Source organism: Archangium lipolyticum (assembly GCF_024623785.1).
In the GTDB taxonomy this organism is placed as follows: domain Bacteria; phylum Myxococcota; class Myxococcia; order Myxococcales; family Myxococcaceae; genus Archangium; species Archangium lipolyticum.
In genome coordinates, this window is record NZ_JANKBZ010000001.1 from 669,570 (window position 1) to 685,477 (window position 15,908).

Below are 15,908 nucleotides of genomic sequence, written 5' to 3' on the forward strand. Positions count from 1 at the left end.
GGGGAAGGGATGATCCGCTTTCGCATCGGACATCGGTGGAAGCGCGAACCCGCGGACCCGCCGCACGATTCCGTCGCGCTCGAGCTTGACGGGGTGAATCTGCTGCCGGGCGCGGTCGAGGAATCGCTCGCGGAGACGGTCCCGGCGCTGGTGGAGGCCGTGGCCGCGCTGTACGCGGGAGGCCGGAGGCTCGCGCAGGTGTCGCTGGCGGAGGCGCACCTGGAGCTGGTGCTGCGACGTTCAGGAGCGGACATCGAGCTACAGGTGGCGAGCCTGTCGCGGCCGGCCCGGCTGCTGCGGCCGCCGTTGCGGGTGGACGCGGAGGAGCTGGCCGAGGCGGCCCGGGAGTGCGGCCAGGACTTCCTGGGGGAGCTCCGGCGGGTGGCCCCCCGGAGGCTGACCAAGGCCCACGAGCAGGGGCTGGAGCGGGCGCTGGGGCAGCTGGAGGGGGCGTTCCACCCCCCGGAGGAGCTGAAGCCCCAGCCCTTCACCCGGCGTGTGGCCCCCCCTACCCTGCCCGGCTTCGGCTTCGCGCTGGACGACCCGGATGACGTGCTGCGGCGCTCGGCGAGGGAGAAGGGCCCGGCGCTGGCCTCGCTGCTGTGCCCGGGAGAGGTGTGGCTGACGCTGCCGGAGCGCCCGGTGGCGTGGCGGGCACTGGGGCCGCCCTTCCTCACCGCGTTGGAGCTGGCGCGGCAGGCGGCGGACCTGGCCCGGGCGGTGGAGCTGGGCGAGCCGCGCTTCGCCTTCGAGCCCGCGGGCCTCCGGCCGGAGCTGACGTTGGACCTGAAGACGGGACAGGCCCGGCTGGGAGGAGCCACCTTCGCGTTGTCGGGAGAGGCCCTGGTGGCGGCGATGTACCACCTGGGGCAGGCCCTGGCGGTGGCGCTGTCCGAGCGGGAGCGGGCCCTGTCGAGCAACCCGTACCTGGTGGAGCTGAGGGATCGCTGCCAGGAGGGACTCTCGCACCTGCGCGGAGCGGTGCAGCCTCCCGAGGAGAGCGGTGCGGCGCTGGCGCGGACGGTGACGTCTCCGGGGGCCACCCGCCCACTGAAGGTGCCGGGGCGCCTGCGCCGCCTGCGCTTCCAGAACCTGTGGGAGCAACGCAAGCTGTCGGACGCGGACCAGGGGCGGCTGATGCTGGGGCGCCAGGGGCTGGTGTACTCGTCGCCGCGGATGGCATGCGCCTTCGATCGCAAGGGAGGCAAGCAGCTGTGGCGGCGGGCGGCGACCCATGGCGTGGCGGCCTCGACGGACGGCTACAGCCTCGGGGCGAGCGCCGTGCGCATCTGCGGCTTCCAGGGAAAGGGAATCGGCGCGCGCTGGCTGCACGACCACGACGGCATGCGCATCGGCCCGGTACTGCTGCGGCAGGACGGGCTGCTGCTCACGCTGTCGGATGATCGGGTCGCCCTGGCCTACAACGAGATGACGGGCCGGGAGATGTGGCGCCTGGCGCCTCCGCGCACGCGGCGCAGCCACCTGGGAATCCAGGCCCACCGCGCGCTGCTGGCGACGGACTCGGGGTACCTGTACGGGTTGGATCTGGCGGATGGACAGGTGCGCTTCCGGGTGAGCGCGTCCCTGCCCTTCCTGGGCCCGCCGGTGCCCTGGGGCCGGCGCTTCGTGGCCATGCTGGGACAGGGCTCGCACTTCGCCCTGCTGCTGGCGGACGCGCATACCGGCGAGGCGGCCTGGACGTACGAGATGTCGCTCTCCCTGCCCTCGGCGCCGCTGCCGAGCGGAAAGCGGCTGTACGTGGCCGGAGAGCTCGAGGGCGAAGGCGTGCTGCTGTGCCTCGACGCGACGGGGCAGACGCGGTGGCAGCGGGCACTGCACATGGGACCAGGGCCGTTCGCGCTGGCGCGGCTGCCGGGCGGAGTGCTGGTGACGTCGGCGCTGGGCGCGGCGGCACGGCTGACCGAGGAGGGAGAAGTGGAGTGGCGCCTGGGCGCGGCGGGCGAGCAGCTCTCCCGGGCGCTGCCGCCCGTACTCTCACGAGGCGTCGTGCTGGTGGCGGGCGAGCGCGTACGCGCGGTGGATCCGGACAGCGGCAACGTGCTCGCGGAGGTGCGGGCCGGAGCGGGGCTGATGGCGCTGCAGGCCGACGCCCAGCTCAACCTCTACTTCCTGGACGAGCTCGGGACGATCTCCGCGTACAAGCTCGTGTCGCACTTCGCGGTGGTGGAGAATTGAACCCGGTACGAGGGGATGGAAACCTCGAGCGGAAGGGCCGCGCGTTGAGCCTCCGCGCGCCCTCTCCTCCCCACTCCTTCACCCCCGGGAGAGGACCATGAACGGCGGATATGCCTGGCGAGGCAAGAACTCCCCAACGGTTCAATCGCTGTGTGCCCGCGCGGGACCCAGTCCCCGCCCCGTGAGGGCACTCGGGGCCACCGAGAGCTGCTCCATGCTGTACTTCGGCAACGCGCGGAACAGCAGCCAGTCCCCGCTCTCCAGAGGCCCCTTCACCAGCTGCCCGGTGTCGCGCAGCTGCCGGCCGATGGGACTGGAGGTGTCTCCAAGCGCGAGTTGGAAACCCACCTGCTCCAGCCGTCCGTCGTCCAGCTTCGCCCGGCCTTCCACGTACACGCTGTCCTCGCGGAGGAAGACCCGTGAGGCCCCCTCCACCCGGCCGTAGGAGTTGTCCGCGAGGATGAGCTCGAAGTCCTCCTCGCGGAGCACCGAGGGGCAATCCCCGCTCGGGGTGTGGCCCACCACCAGCCGATGGATGCCCGAGCGCGCCAGCGTCTCGATGAGGGCCCGTGAGGGCAGGCCGGGATGGTTGACCTCATCGGCCATGCGCCCGTACACCACGCTGGCGGTATTGATCCGCTTTCCCGGCGTGGGCGCCTGGTAGGCGATGACCGGCTCCCAGGCAGGAGTACCGCCCGGCTCGAAGCGCCCCTCGGCGAAAGCCTGGAGCTGCTCGCGGTACCAGCCGTTGAGGGCCTCTCCCCAGGCGTCCACGCCCTCCACCCGGCCTCGCGCCGGCACCACGCCCAGACTGTCCTCGTGCACACCACCGTGAACGAAGAGCGTGTTGCCGATGCGGTGCACCAGCTGACAGGCGGTGAGGTAGTCGCGCAGCAGCCCCCCGGGACCGAGATCCTCGAGGAAGCTGTCCACCACGTCCTCTTCACTTACCGGCCCGCCGGAGCGCTCCAGCTCTTCCTGGCGGAACTCGAAGGCCCCGCGTGCTCCCATGGTGTTCTCGAAGATCCACCGCAGGAGCACGGGCCGTGGGGCCTCGCGCATCTCCGCGGGGGTCCGCGCCAGGGGATGACCCCTCAGCTCGCGCACCAGGCGCAGCTTGTTGATGTCCCGGTTGCCCGCCAGCAGCACCACCTGTGACGGCTGCTGGCGCCAGGCCTCCAGGAGCGTCCGCACCACCCGGCGCCCATCCGGACCCCGGTCGATGGCATCCCCGCCGAAGACGAACGTCGAGCCCGGCCGCACCACCAACCGCTCCCCTTCGAGCGACACGTGGGGGTTGTCCTGGCAGAAGCTGGTCAGCTTCTCCCAGATCCCCTCCACGTCCGTGAGGTACGCGACCGGGTGGTCGGACCTGCTCGTTCCCCGTGGGGTCTTCGTCGTCATGCGCCAAGGGTAACGGCAGGTCCGCCCTCCCGCGGACTACTTCTTCTCGGCCTTCGAGGGATCGATCTCCTCCTCGGAGCGCTCGGTCACCTCGGCCCCCTCCCACTTCTCGCCCGCGCCCAGCCGCCAGTCGGTGGGCACGTCCAGCTTCCACACGTAGGTGGCCGCCGCATCCCCGCCCGACGTCGAACGCGAGCTCACGTTGAAGGTGATCTCCATCTTCTTCACCTCGTTGGGGATGAGATCGATGTCGTAGTGGCCCAGCACCATCTGCGGGGGGAACTCGGCGATGAAGCGCTCGGGGAAGTCCACCTTCATCGAGGGATCATCCGCGTTCATCTCGCCAATCAGCTTCCCCCGCTCGTCCGTGAGCTTCCACTGGGTCTTGAAGGAGGCGCTGGTCACCATCTTCTTCATCTTGCCGTCCTGGCGCTCCTCACGCTGGGCGCCCCAGAGCGCCAGCTGCAGGCGCACCTGCGGCTTGCCGAGCACCTGCACCACGTCCGAGGAGACCACGTCCAGGCGCATCCCCTTGTCCGTGGCCGTCCACTGCGGCTTGTAGTTGCCCTCGCGCATCTGGTCGAAGACCTTGCGCGTGTACTCATAGAAGGCCTTCTTGTCCTGGGCCCGCTCGTCCTTGTCGCCACGCTTCTCCAGCTCGCCCAGGTACGCGTCGAACTCCTTGCTCAGCTTGTAGCGGTTCTGGTGCGCGGAGATCTGCTCGAAGTACGTCTTGAAGAAGGGGGAGATCTCCTGCCGGTAGGACGCCTCATCGGGGTTGGTGCGGATCCAGCCCACGCGCTCCAGGTAGTCCTTCTGGATGCGGGTGAAGTCCGCCTCGCGTTGAGCCTCGGTCGCACGGGCACTGGCGCTGCGGTACGTCACCACGGCGGCGATCAGCACGCCGGCGATGAGCACGATGAGTCCGAAATAACGCTTCACGCGGAGCTACTCCTCTCTCGGGAATGACGGCCGTAGTGATATGAGACCTCCCTCGCGTGTACCAGACCACCGGCAGCTACTCGTTACCGGTTGCACTTCCTCTAGAGGAGGGCGGCCTGCTGGGCGGGGCCCAGATCGCCTGGTCCGCCTACGGAGAGCGCTCGGACGACAATGTTGCCGTGCTGCTGCACGACCTCTCCCACTCGCACCGGGCGCTGGGGCCGGTCGAGGACTCGGCCTACCAGCCCTCGGGCTGGGGCACGGAGCTCGTGGGCGAGGGCCGGCCGCTGGACACCTCCGCGATGCACGTGGTGGTGCCCAACCTGCTCGGTAGCCCCTTCGGTTCGACCTCGCCGGTGACGGTGGACACCCGCGTGGGCAGGGCCTACGGCGCGGCGATGCCGACGATGACGGTGACGGACATGGCGCGCGCCGTGGCCGCGACGCTGCGCGGGATGAAGGTGGAGCGCGCGCGGACGCTGGTGGGCGTGGGGCTCGGCGGGCTGGTGGCCCTGCAACTGGCGGCGCTCTTCCCGGAGCTGATGGCGTCGGTGGTGGTGCTGGGCGCCGCGAGGACCCTGCCGGAGACGCTGCGCGAGCGGCTCGGCTTCACGCGCCACCTGTTGCGCGCGGATCCGGACTTCCGCGAGGGCCAGTACGCACCGGGCGAGGGCCCGAGGAAGACGCTGCGCAAGCTGCGCCTGGAGTACCTGCGGCTGGTGAATGGAACCCGGGCGCTCGCCGCGGCGTACTCGGAGCCGGCCGCCGCCGAGCGGGTCCTGGAGGCCGACGCGGACGCCTTCGCGGAGACGTTCGACGCGAACACCTGGGCGCTGTTGTGCACGGCCTACGTGGGAGGAGACGTCTCGGACAGCCTGGCGAAGGTGCGAGCGCCCGTCCTGCTGGTCGCCGCGGCGCAGGACGCGCTGGCTCCGCCGTCGCGCGTCCGGGACACGTACCACCTGCTCACCGCCGCCGGCATCCGGGCGCACTACCACGAGCTGCCCGAGCCGTGCGATCACGCGAGCCTGCTCACCCAGGCCAGACGCCTGCAGGGCCCGATGAGGGACTTCCTGCGCCGCCGGAGCTGAACCCTCTCCCCTGTCCGACGCCGGACGCGCCCTGTCCCGTCCGTGCGCGGCCGGATGCAGGCCCACCCCTCGGGGCGGATTGCGCGCGTGGCGGGCGAACATGAGGTTGCGCCCCACTCGGCAGGAGGGCGTACATGGAGCAACACAGGGGAAGAGCCGCGTGGCTGGTCCGTTGGGGCGCGGCATTGCTCGGGACGCTGGCGTTCGCGTGTGGGCCGATGCCGGAGGAAGCAGAAGCACCGGACGTGGGGGAGCTGCTCACCACGGAGGCCGGGCTCTCCGGTGTCTCCAGCCCCTTCGACGTGACCCGGCCCGCCCTGGAGGCGCAGGCCTCGGGATTCATGGGGCTCTCCGTGGCCTTCGATGGAGACGTGTACCTGGTCGTCTGGGAGGACTCGCGCACCGGAGATGTCTTCGGCGCGCGCGTGAAGCCCAATGGCCGCGTTCTCGATCCGGCGGGCATCCCGCTCAACCTCGGAACCGGCCTGGATGGTGGCCGGCCTCGCGTGGCCCATGACGGCACCCGGTTCGTGGTCGTCTGGGTGAGTGGGGACGGCCTCATGGGCACCCACGTGGAGGGCGACGGCGACGTGCGCGATTCCTTCGTCATCAGCTACAGCGACGAGATCGGCGGGCCCCCCGGCATCGCCTGCACGAAGAAGCTGTGCCTCGTGGCCTACACCGTCTCCGGGGATGACGAGAACGTCGTCGCCGCCGCGCGCATCGACTCCAAGGGCAAGGTGCTCGGCCGGAGCTCGCTCTCCCCCGGGTACAACGATGCGTTCGATCCCGCCGTGGCCTGGGACGGCAGACAGTTCCTGGTCGTCTGGAGCGATGAGCGGGACGGCGACGAGGGGAACATCTACGGCAACCGCGTGCGCAAGGACGGCACGGTGTTGGACGACAGAGGCGTGACCCTCATCGCGGCCGCAGGTGAACAGGCCCTCCCCGATGTGATCTGGACCGGGAGGAACTTCCTCGTCGTCTGGGAGGACGATCGCGGCGAGACGCGGGACATCTACGGCGCCCGGCTGCGGAGCGACCTGAAGGCGATCGAGACCACGGGCTTTCCCATCACCGACCATCCCGGGGCGCAGACCGCCCCGCGCCTGGCTCACGGCGACGGTGAATCGCTCGTCGTCTGGGGCGACAACCTCGAGGAGGTGCTCCGCGCCCGTGGCGCTCGCGTCTCGGATGCTGGCGAGGTGTTGGATCCAACGGGCTTCACCCTTCCCTCCTTCGAGGGCTTCCCTCGGGCGAGCGAACCGGCGGTGGCCTCGAACGGCCGCCACTACTTCGTCACGTACAGCGCCCAGGCCGAGGGCGCCGATCCCTACGACCCGAACAACCACATCCTCGGCACCCGGGTGAGGCACGACACGACGGTTCTGGACTCGCCGCCCCTCCTGTTCACGCGCTCGGCCACGGCGCAGAAGGAGGCCGCCTCCGCGTATGGCGCCGGTCACTACCTGGTCGTCTGGCGGGAGGCACGTGCCAACGAGCCCGTGCGCCTGCTGGCCACGCGCGTGCGCACCGATGGCCGCGCCCTCGGCCCGCCCATCGTGCTGCCCGCCAGGCCCGATTCGCGCAACACGTCGGTGGCCTTCGACGGAGCGTCCTTCCTGGTGGTCTGGGACGAGGACGGCACGGACGACCGCCGGGACGTTCGCGGCGCACGGGTGAGCAGCGCCGGCGTGCTGCTGGACGCCGTCAGCCTGCCCATCGCCGTGCTGGAGGACTCGGAGATCACTCCCGCCGTGGCCTCCTCCGGGGATGGCTTCCTCGTGGTCTGGGAGGACGGGCGGAGCAGCGGCGTGTTCGGCGATGTCTCCGACCTCTACGGCACCCGCGTCAGCTCCGCGGGCGTGGTGTTGGATCCCGGCGGCTTCCTCATCGCGGGCACCCTCCTCACCGAGCAGACGCCCTCGGTCATCCACGCCGGGGGCCACTACCTCGTCACCTGGGTGCACTTCGACTTCACGAAGCTCGAGACGGAGACGAGCATCCGCGGCGCGCGCGTGTCGGAGAGCGGCACGGTGCTCGACTCGCCGGGCTTCCTCATCGGCCCGGGCCCGTCCTTCGACGCGCCGCCCGCCCTCTCCTTCGACGGGACGAACGTGCTGGTGGCCTGGGCGGAGGGTCCGTTCATGGCCGGCACGCGGATCTCCGCGGCCCGCGTGAGCGGCGGCGGTGCCGTCCTGGACGCCGTGCCCCTCACCGTCGCCGAGGGTGAAACGCCCCGGACGCGGCCCACCGCCGCCTTCGATGGCTCGAACCATTGGCTGGTGTGGGAGGAGAAGGGGCAGTCCATTCCCGAGAACGAGCCCGTGGACCTGTACAGCGCGCGCATCCGGCCCGACGGCACGGTGCGAGACCCCGGAGGCCGGCCCATCGCCCGGCACGACGCGCCCGAGTACGAGCCCGTCGCCGTCTCCAACGGCGCCGGACGCACGGCGGTGTTCTACACGGAGTTCGTGACGGAAGAGGACGTGATGAACACCCGCATCCAGGGGCGGCGGCTCACGGGCCCCTGAGGCCCGCGGCCGCGATCACCCCTTCCCGTCCGTCACCGGGGCGGGGGGGGATGCAGCAGCCGGCCGCGCAGCGCTCCCACGATCATCCCGATGCCGATGTCGTTGTTGCCGCCCTGGGGGACGATGATGTCGGCGTGGTGCTTGGAGGGCTCGACGAAGCCCTTGTGCATGGGGCGCACGTGGCGCAGGTACTGGCCCACCACGCGGTCGAAGTCGTACCCGCGCTCGTGGATGTCGCGCTCCAGGCGCCGGATGATGCGCAGGTCGTCGTCGGTGTCCACGTAGATGCGCACGTTCATCTCGTCGCGCAGCGCCTTCATGTGGAGCACGAGGATGCCCTCGATGAGGATCATGTCCCCGGGGTCCACGCGCACCGTTTGATTCTTCTGACGCGTGGACGCGACGAAGTCGTAGACGGGCTTCTGGATGGGCCGGCCCGCCTTGAGCTCGCGCAGATGCTCCACCATCAGGTCCGTGTCGAAGGCGTCCGGGTGGTCGAAGTTGACCTCCCGGCGCTCGGCGAGCGTCATGTCTTCCAGGTCCCGGTAGTACGAGTCCTGGTCGATGAAGGCCACGCGGCAGTCGGCGAGTGCGTCGCGGACCTTCCGGGCGACCGTCGTCTTGCCGGAAGCGGTACCACCGGCGATGCCAACGACGAGGGGTGACGACATGGGCGCGAACTACCCTAGAGGGAGGGGCGGGCGCAAGGCTCCGTCGAAAACCCGACAGAACGGGTGCTCTCTCCTCCAAGGGTCTGGTGCTCGACGGGCTTCCCTCCTCCATCCGGTAGTTCACGATTCCACTGTCAGTCTCAGAACTCGAACCGACCCGGGTGGATGAGTCAGGTTTCTCGGTTCCAGTGGCAAAGTTAAACTTCACTCGGAGCAAAGCTTCTTCGACTGCCCGCCATCGAGGCTCCCCGGTCCGTGCCCCCCACAGGCGCGCCCGGCCTTCACCTCTCTCGTTGGGGGCAGACATGAATACCGGCTCTGTCGAGGTTTCTCGTCGTCTCGAGGCTGGATCTGGAAAGGGGACCTGGGGGTGGGTGCTCCCGAGCACCGCGCTCCTGCTGGCGGCGGTGAGCGCCTGTGGTCCGGCGGAAGGGTCGCTCGAGCCCCTGGCCTCGCGGGAACAGGCCCAGGAGATGGACACCAACAATGGCCTGTCGCTCAACGGGCTTTCACTCAACGGCCTGTCGCTCAACGGGCTCTCGCTCAACGGCCTGTCCCTGGAGGGCCTGTCCTCCCCCGAGTTCGATTCCTGGTTCCGGACGAACCCGGAGCTCAACGACCTGGTGATGAAGTACGTCGTCCTCTGCGCCGTGCCGGCCGGGGTGCGGCGCACCTACACGAATACCCATACGGGCGAGATCTATGTCTGGACGGGGAAGCTGGGACTCGCGCCGGACTGGAGCAACGGCTCGCCCGTCACCGTCACCGAGCAGCGGATCGTCTCCGCGTGCCTGGCGGCCCACGCCAACAAGTACGGAATCAACATCCCCATCTCCGTGCAGGGGCTGAGCGCCACGGGCGTGCCCATCCCCGTCTCCACCGCGGAGCTGCTGCTGTTCTCGGAGAAGGAGGCCTGCTTCTTCGGCAACCTCTTCACCCAGGAGTCCATCTACGTCGGCAATGACGGGCGCCCGCTCAACGACCGGGAGAGCACCGCGCGCGCCTGCGCCCTCTCCACCCGGAGCAACCTGGTGAGCCAGGAGTGCCCCCCGATGGTCCGCGTGGAGGCGGACTGCTCGAGGTTCTGCACCCTGGATGCCTCGCGGAGGTTCTACGTGTCGTGCACCTACGGCGGCATCACCTGGCCGACCATCACGACGCGGATGCTCCGCAGGGACATCTACACCTGCGGAGACGGCGTCTGTCAGCGCACCGAGTCGTGTGGAACGGGCGAGTCGTATGACAACTGCGGCAGGGATTGCGGCCCCTGCCCCTGAGCCTCACCCGCGCCGCAGCAGGCCGCGAGCGAGCCCCTCCGCCAGCAGCGCGGAGGGCACGGCCTCCACCGGCTGGGGAGCCCGCGCGAGCGAGCGCAACACCTCCAGCAACGACGGGGGCACCGTCAACACCTCGGGTCCCCTCCCCCTGCGCCGCACGACGAAGCTCCACGGGCCCGGAGCCGGACGCCGGGCCACCTGCGCGAGCGCCTCCAGGCCGCTCACGTCCAGCACCTCGCACGCCCAGGCCCTCCCCGTGAGGTGACGGCGCAGGGACTTCGCGGCGAAGACGAGCTCGGTGAGATCCGCGGGGAAGGTGCCCACGCGCACGTCCTCGGCCAGCCCCACCTGCCCCGGAGCGGGCGCGGCGAGGGGGCGCATCATGAAGACGTTGGGCAGGAAGGTCTCGAAGGAGACCGCCGCCGCCACGCCCTCGTCCGGGTGCTCGCGTAGGCGGCGCCGCGTCCAGGCCGCGAAGGCGTGCCCCGGCGAGCGGCCCAGGCCCTCGAAGAGCTCGCGGAACTCCCGGGAGGCGGTGAAGGCGCGCAGATCGTCCCGCGTGCCCGCGAGCAGCAACCGGGAGATGGGCCAGTCGCGATCGAGCGTCTCGGCCACCACCGCGAGCCGGAAGTCCGTCTCCGCGCGAGCCCCCTCCGTGTCCCCTCCGGTCTCCGGCTTCGCGCCATAGCCGGTCTCGTAGAGGGACCAGGGCTGGCTCTCCCCCGTGAAGGCCGGCGCGGGCTCCGTCACCGGGGTGAGCGCGAGCGGAGGCCGGGGCGCCGAGGGCACCAGCTTTCGCAGGCGGCGCAGCGTGAGGAGGGCCACCTCGAGCGGGTGCCCGTCTCCCTCGAAGGTGACGGCGCGCAGCGAGGGGCAGCGCGGCAGCAGCGACTCCAGCAGGCCGAAGAGCTCCTCGCGCACGGGCTGGGTGTGGTCGTCCACGTAGTAGCCCCGCCCGCCCCGGCGGGTGATGACGCCACCGGCGATGTGGATCTCGATGACCTTGTCGAGCGGGAAGCCGTCGAGTCCCGCCTCCAGGGGCAGTCGAGCGGCGAGCTGGTAGCTGAGCAGGTGCCCCAGATCGAGCAGCATCGGCAGACCGGTGCGCGCGTGCACGCGGGCCATGAAGTCGAGCACGTGCAGCTCACCGCGCTTCGCGAAGGCGGCGGGGTTCTCCAGCGCGAGCGGGACGGACAGGTGGGACTGGACGTGGAGCGCGTGCGCCACGGAGTCGCGGACACCGGCCTCGGTGAAGGGCGGCGTGAAGTAGAGGTAGCCCGGGAACGGCTGTCCTCCCGAGTGCCACCAGCCGATGTCGTTGCCCACCCAGGCGCTGCCCACGGCGCGCGCGTGCGCGTCCAGGTCCGCGAGCACCTTGCCGGGCTCCAGCTCGGGGCCGTAGAGGTTGAGGTGCACGGGGTGGAAGAGCACCGGCACGTCCTGGCGGCGCTCCCACATCTGGGGGAAGAGCGAGGCCTGCGCCCGCGTCTCGTCGAGCGACAGGGGGGCGCTGTACTCCACGAAGTCGAAGAGGCCGGGCGACTCGGCGAGCAACCGGTAGGGATGCGGCTGATCCGCCGCGTCGAGGTTGCTGCTGAGGCCCAACCCCCGCCAGGGGAGCTGCCAGGCTGCCGCGTCAGGAAGGCTCATGGGGCATCAACCCTACAGCCTGCACGGGCCATTCTCAGTGCCCGAATGCGGCAATCTTCCCGGCCCTCCGGCATGCTCGCGGCCGGGGTGACGAGATGACCGCACGTGGTACGTGGAGCTGTCTGCTGGCGTTGATGGGAAGCCTGGGATGCGCCGGCATCCAGCAGGTACCGGAAGCACCACCCCCCGAGGTGCCACCCCAGGTGATCAGGGCCGATCTCCACGTGCACGTGACCATGCGCGAAGCACTCCGGCCCTTCTTCCAGGGAGAGCCGGGAGATGGAGTGCTGGCGGGCTCGCACGCGGAGCGCCTCGTCAACCAGGTGGATCCGGCGGCGCTGCGGCGGGCGGGAGTGCGGTTGATCCTCGCGACGGTCTGGCCGCCTCCGGCCACCCGTCCCGGCCGGAGCGCGCTGGGCGAGGCGCTCCACCAGCTCGAGGAGCTGGAGGCCTTCGCCCGGAGGAGCCCGGACTTCGTGCTGGCGCACAGCGCCGAGGAGGCACGGCGGGAGCTCGCGCGCGGGCAGCTGGTGCTGGTTCCCGCCATCGAGGGCGGTGAGGGCATCCGGCGCGTGGAGGACGTGGATCTGCTTCACGCGGCGGGAGCGAGGTCCATCACCCTCGTGCATTTCTTCGACAACCCGCTGGCGGACGCCGCGGATGACCAGTTCGGCCCGCTGGTGGGAGGCCTCACCAATGGGCGGGAGGGCGGTCTCACGCCGCTCGGAGTGGAAGCGGTCCGGAGGATGATCCAGCTCGGCATCCTCATCGACGTGGCCCACGCCAGCGACAAGGCGATCGAGGACGTGCTCGCCATCACCGAGCCCGCGGGCGTGCCGATCCTCTACTCACACACCGGAGCGGGATGGGCCGAGACGCGCTGCCTGAGCACGCCGCTCGCCCAGCGGATCGGCCGGAGCGGAGGACTGATCGGAATCGGACTCTTCCGCTCTCCATTCCAGGAGGTCCCCCTCACCGAGCGCTGGGAGGGCTTCCAGCCGGGGACCTGTGATGACGACGTCGCGCACTGGCTCCACTACGTCCGGCACACGAGCCCCGAGGCCGTCATGCTCGGCAGCGACTTCAGCAGCGTCATCCTCCGCGCCAGCCCGGGAGGCGCCTGCGCGCGCGGCATGCGCCACGCGGGAGATCTGCCCGCGCTGTTCGCCGCGCTGGAGGCCCGTGGCATCACGCGCGACAACCTCGACAGCTCGGGAGAACGGGTGCTGCGTCTGCTCGAAGCAGTCGAGGTCCGCTCAGACCCCGGGGTCCGTCAGTCGGCCCGGAAACTTTCTCCGCCACGGGACGACCTCTTCCCCGATTGAGGAAAAGACCCATGACACGGTGTGGCATATGATCGCCGGGTCCCTCCCCACCCCGGTGTACATCGCCAGCCGGGAAGCGCTGCTTGCTTCCAGGGATCGGCTGCCCTAACTGGCCCGCCATGCTCGCTCACTCGGTCGTGAATGGAACCAGGACCTGGACCACCCCGAACGGGGAGCAGCAGCTCTGGACACCCGCGCCTCACGTCATCGTGACGAAGTTCCAGGGCGCGATGTACGACGCCCACCTCGCCCACCTCGCCATGGTGACCATCGAGGGGCTGGTCGCCTCCCAACCCAAGATGGACATCTTCCACGACTGGGAGGGCATGGAGCTCTACGCGACCGAGGCGCGCACGCTGATGACGGATCGCGCCGTGCCGCTCGCGCCCCGGATCAACTCGCTCGGCGTGCTGTTCGGCTCGAAGGTGGTCCGGATGGGCGTGTCGATGGCCAGCCTCAAGCTGGGCGGCATCTCCCTGTACAAGAGCCGCGAGGACTTCGAGCAGGCCGTGCGCCAGGCCGTGGAGTCCAAGCCCGGCACGTTCAAGCCGAAACCACGGGAGTGAGCGCCCAAGAGGAGCGCTACCCGCCCTCCCCACCACGGCCATAGGCCTGGTCGAGGATGCGCTCGGCGCCGAGGCCACTCGACTTCGCCGCCTCCACGTCGAGCCCCTCTCCGTGCCCCTCGCCCCGCCCCTCGAACGAGACCTGCCCGTCCTCGAAGACGGCGGTGCGTGGGCAGGAGGGCAGCTTCAGCGCGGAGCGCAACACCTCGCAGGGTTGGGACTCGGCGGCATCGAACACCGCGCCGTCCTCGCGCTTCGTGCGCACGTAGTGCACGCGGCCGTCCGCGAAGCGTACGGATGTCACCCCACGCCCCAACAGGGACTCCACCCGCGAGCGCGGGCGAGACTCGCGCCACGGCTCCTGTCCTCCTCGGGAGAACAGCAGCCACTCGCGCCAGCGGAGCGGAGCTGCCTGGAGCGCCCGCTCCTCCTCGGGCCGCACGCGCACGGTTCCGAGGAAGGCCTGGCAGTGCGTCGTATCGCAGACCGGACGGCCCGGGTGCCTGCTGCCCGCGTGCCGCTCGTTGTGCGCCGCCACGCGCGCGAGCGCCACCCTCGCCTCACCCTGGAGTGATGCGTCCTCCGCCGCCACGACTCCCGCCGTGTATTGCAGGCGCGTGGTGCGGAAGACGAAGTCCGAGCCCCGCCGCGCCTTGAGGGCATTCGGGCCGATGGGGACTCCGGCGGGCGGCGTGTAGGGCGGCGGACGGGACTCCGTGAAGATGCCGGCGTAGTCGCGGCCGGCCGGCGCGTCGGGGAAGCGCACCCGCCAGGGGCTCCCCAGGCACACCGCCGCACCCTTCGACACGAGCGGCGCCAACTTCGTGAAGCCCTCGAGGATGGTTCGCGGGGTGCCTCCTTCCAGGGAGAAGCCGGCTCCCTGGCACCGCGCCTCGAGGCTCTCCGGCGGCACCAGCCCCAGCACCTGCACCCGCGCGGCCTCCAGCCCGCTCCGCTTCTTCCGGACCTTCGCCAGCACCGCGGGCACCTCGTCCGCGAAGGCGCGCGGCATCCTCCCCGGCCTCACCACCACCGCCACCAGATCCTCGTCCACCGCGACGATCCACCCGAGCCTCGGCCGGCTGTCCGCGTCCCGCACCGTACCCGTCTTCGTCGCCATGCCCGCGTAGTCCTTCGACGCCGGCAGCTCCGACAGCGTCCCGCGCGCGACGTTGTCGGCCAGCACCGCCATCAGGTCGGGCCTCGCCTCGGCCAGCAGCCGGTACGCCTGGGCCAGGCCCCAGGGCGAGAGGCGCAGCGTGGCGCGCAGCCCGATGGCGTCCGCCATGTCCAGGGGCTGGCTGGACAGGCCCACCGCGGTCAGCACCGCGCCCCAGGAACCGAAGCCCTTCGGCGCGCTCCCCTGCTCCTCCCAGTCCAGGAAGTACCCGTTGCACGAGCGCAACAGCGCCGTCCTCACGTCCACCTTCCCGGGCAACCGCTCGCCACAGGCCCACTCCGCGACTTCTCTTCGCACGGAGAGCACCGGTGGTGGCACGACGCTCCCCGCCACCACGAAGGGCTTCAACGTCGAGCCGTACGGCATGGCCCGCTGGATGTCGCCCTCGGCGAACAGCACCTCGCCCGAGTGGCGGCTGAGCACCACCGTCGCGCTGGCCGCCGCCTCCACCGACACGCCCACCAGTTCGTCCACGGACAGCGGCACCGCCCAGCGCGCCCCGTCCTGGCACTGCCTCAACCGGCGCGTGAGGGCCTTCGGAAAGCCCGCGTCCTCGTTCAGCACGCGCGCCAGCGCCCGGCGGGCCCGCGGCGTATCCACATCCGGATTGCGCGCCAGCTCCACCGAGGCGTTCGCCAGCGACTGGTAGGGCGCATCCCTCCACTCGGCCAGCTCGCCGCTCACCGCGAGCGAGAATGCCTCGTGGAACAGCCGGTCCTCCGCCGAGGCCGGACACGCCCACCACAGCAACTGGTGCGCCAGCTCGTGCCGGAGCGCCACGAGCAGCCGCGCATCCAACACCCCGGGCGAGCCCTGCCGCAGCTCCACCACGCCTGGCCGGCCCTGCCCGTTGCGCGAGGGCAGCATCGCCTCGCCGCGTTGCAGGGAGATGTTTCCCGGTGCCCGGCCAGGCACACCACCGGCCTCGGCCACGTAGCGCGCCTCCAGCGCCTTCCACGCGGCCTCGGCCTCGGAGCGCAGCTGCGACTCCGGCGTCACGTCTCCCCTGGTGAGGAAGACGGGGGTGGCCGCCAGCATGGCGACCGTCACGGCGGCCCACCCCATCACGGCC

General features: G+C 70.8%; 11 protein-coding genes. 6 read left to right on the forward strand and 5 right to left on the reverse strand.

Annotation, left to right across the window (positions count from 1 at the left end; all coding sequences use genetic code 11):
* The first annotated feature begins 9 nt into the window (after nt 1-9).
* A complete protein-coding gene (locus NR810_RS02435) occupies nt 10-2,196 on the forward strand; it encodes a PQQ-binding-like beta-propeller repeat protein (protein ID WP_257447108.1) in 2,187 nt (728 codons plus the stop codon).
* Nucleotides 2,197-2,337: 141 nt separating this feature from the next.
* On the opposite strand, the gene NR810_RS02440 is transcribed toward NR810_RS02435, so the two are convergent.
* Together NR810_RS02440 and NR810_RS02445 are read right to left on the reverse strand one after the other, a co-directional pair.
* Nucleotides 2,338-3,600, reverse strand: a complete 1,263-nt coding sequence (locus NR810_RS02440) for a metallophosphoesterase family protein (RefSeq protein ID WP_257447111.1) — start codon at nt 3,598-3,600, stop codon at nt 2,338-2,340.
* 36 nt (nt 3,601-3,636) lie between these two features.
* Nucleotides 3,637-4,542 (reverse strand): hypothetical protein, encoded by a 906-nt coding sequence (locus tag NR810_RS02445; protein WP_257447114.1) that lies wholly within the window; start codon nt 4,540-4,542, stop codon nt 3,637-3,639.
* Nucleotides 4,543-4,598: 56 nt separating this feature from the next.
* Between NR810_RS02445 and NR810_RS02450 the strand changes: the two genes are divergently transcribed.
* Together NR810_RS02450 and NR810_RS02455 are read left to right on the forward strand one after the other, a co-directional pair.
* On the forward strand, nt 4,599-5,633 hold the full coding sequence (locus NR810_RS02450; RefSeq protein ID WP_257447117.1) for an alpha/beta fold hydrolase: 1,035 nt from the start codon (nt 4,599-4,601) through the stop codon (nt 5,631-5,633).
* A 134-nt stretch (nt 5,634-5,767) separates the two neighbouring features.
* Nucleotides 5,768-8,167 carry a hypothetical protein gene (locus NR810_RS02455; protein WP_257447119.1) on the forward strand — a complete coding sequence of 800 codons (2,400 nt, stop codon included), beginning with the start codon at nt 5,768-5,770 and terminating at the stop codon, nt 8,165-8,167.
* Between the two features lie 32 nt (nt 8,168-8,199).
* On the opposite strand, the gene udk is transcribed toward NR810_RS02455, so the two are convergent.
* Nucleotides 8,200-8,838: a uridine kinase gene (gene udk / locus NR810_RS02460; RefSeq protein WP_257447132.1), complete on the reverse strand. Its 639-nt coding sequence runs from the start codon at nt 8,836-8,838 to the stop codon at nt 8,200-8,202.
* Nucleotides 8,839-9,212: 374 nt separating this feature from the next.
* On the opposite strand from udk, the gene NR810_RS02465 reads away from it, so the two are divergent.
* The gene (locus NR810_RS02465) at nt 9,213-10,115 is read left to right on the forward strand and encodes a hypothetical protein (RefSeq protein ID WP_257447135.1); all 903 of its coding nucleotides are present in this window, start codon (nt 9,213-9,215) and stop codon (nt 10,113-10,115) included.
* A gap of 3 nt (nt 10,116-10,118) precedes the next feature.
* Here the strand turns inward: NR810_RS02465 and NR810_RS02470 are convergent, their stop codons facing one another.
* Entirely contained in the window at nt 10,119-11,765 is a 1,647-nt protein-coding gene (locus NR810_RS02470) for a DUF692 domain-containing protein (RefSeq protein WP_257447137.1), read from the reverse strand.
* A 95-nt stretch (nt 11,766-11,860) separates the two neighbouring features.
* Between NR810_RS02470 and NR810_RS02475 the strand changes: the two genes are divergently transcribed.
* Together NR810_RS02475 and NR810_RS02480 are read left to right on the forward strand one after the other, a co-directional pair.
* Nucleotides 11,861-13,090, forward strand: a complete 1,230-nt coding sequence (locus tag NR810_RS02475; protein ID WP_257447139.1) for a dipeptidase — start codon at nt 11,861-11,863, stop codon at nt 13,088-13,090.
* Between the two features lie 119 nt (nt 13,091-13,209).
* The gene (locus NR810_RS02480) at nt 13,210-13,656 is read left to right on the forward strand and encodes a hypothetical protein (protein ID WP_257447141.1); all 447 of its coding nucleotides are present in this window, start codon (nt 13,210-13,212) and stop codon (nt 13,654-13,656) included.
* Nucleotides 13,657-13,672: 16 nt separating this feature from the next.
* On the opposite strand, the gene NR810_RS02485 is transcribed toward NR810_RS02480, so the two are convergent.
* Nucleotides 13,673-15,901, reverse strand: coding sequence for a hypothetical protein (locus NR810_RS02485; RefSeq protein WP_257447143.1), 2,229 nt, complete (start codon nt 15,899-15,901; stop codon nt 13,673-13,675).
* Nucleotides 15,902-15,908 lie beyond the last annotated feature (7 nt).

What these genes read in the sequence shown, in the direction of transcription:
- NR810_RS02475 (WP_257447139.1), top strand. Translation starts at nt 11,861, where the DNA reads ATGACCGCACGTGGTACGTGGAGCTGTCTGCTGGCGTTGATGGGAAGC.
- NR810_RS02440 (WP_257447111.1), bottom strand. Translation starts at nt 3,600, where the DNA reads ATGACGACGAAGACCCCACGGGGAACGAGCAGGTCCGACCACCCGGTC.
- NR810_RS02455 (WP_257447119.1), top strand. Translation starts at nt 5,768, where the DNA reads ATGGAGCAACACAGGGGAAGAGCCGCGTGGCTGGTCCGTTGGGGCGCG.
- udk (WP_257447132.1), bottom strand. Translation starts at nt 8,838, where the DNA reads ATGTCGTCACCCCTCGTCGTTGGCATCGCCGGTGGTACCGCTTCCGGC.
- NR810_RS02485 (WP_257447143.1), bottom strand. Translation starts at nt 15,901, where the DNA reads ATGGGGTGGGCCGCCGTGACGGTCGCCATGCTGGCGGCCACCCCCGTC.
- NR810_RS02470 (WP_257447137.1), bottom strand. Translation starts at nt 11,765, where the DNA reads ATGAGCCTTCCTGACGCGGCAGCCTGGCAGCTCCCCTGGCGGGGGTTG.
- NR810_RS02435 (WP_257447108.1), top strand. Translation starts at nt 10, where the DNA reads ATGATCCGCTTTCGCATCGGACATCGGTGGAAGCGCGAACCCGCGGAC.
- NR810_RS02480 (WP_257447141.1), top strand. Translation starts at nt 13,210, where the DNA reads ATGCTCGCTCACTCGGTCGTGAATGGAACCAGGACCTGGACCACCCCG.